Annotated in this window: 1 pseudogene; it reads right to left on the bottom strand. The window is 51.2% G+C overall.

Annotated features, from left to right (window positions below):
• Positions 1 to 220 (bottom strand): annotated as a pseudogene (locus tag BFF42_RS21730) (IS1-like element transposase); the annotation flags it as partial.
• Between the last annotated feature and the right edge of the window lie 34 nt (positions 221 to 254).

Here is a 254-nt window from a genome sequence, read left to right on the forward strand (position 1 = left end):
GCCCATAATGCGTGCAGTTGCCCGGCATCCAACGCCATTCATGGCCATATCAATAATTTTCTGGTGCGTACCGGGTTGAGAAGCGGTGTAAGTGAACTGCAGTTGCCATGTTTTACGGCAGTGAGAGCAGAGATAGCGCTGATGTCCGGCAGTGCTTTGCCGTTACGCACACCCCGTCAGTAGCTGAACAGGAGGGACAGCTGATAGAAACAGAAGCCACTGGAGCACCTCAAAAACACCATCATACACTAAAT

The sequence above is a fragment of the Shigella sp. FC1661 genome (assembly GCF_001712525.1).
In the GTDB taxonomy this organism is placed as follows: domain Bacteria; phylum Pseudomonadota; class Gammaproteobacteria; order Enterobacterales; family Enterobacteriaceae; genus Escherichia; species Escherichia coli.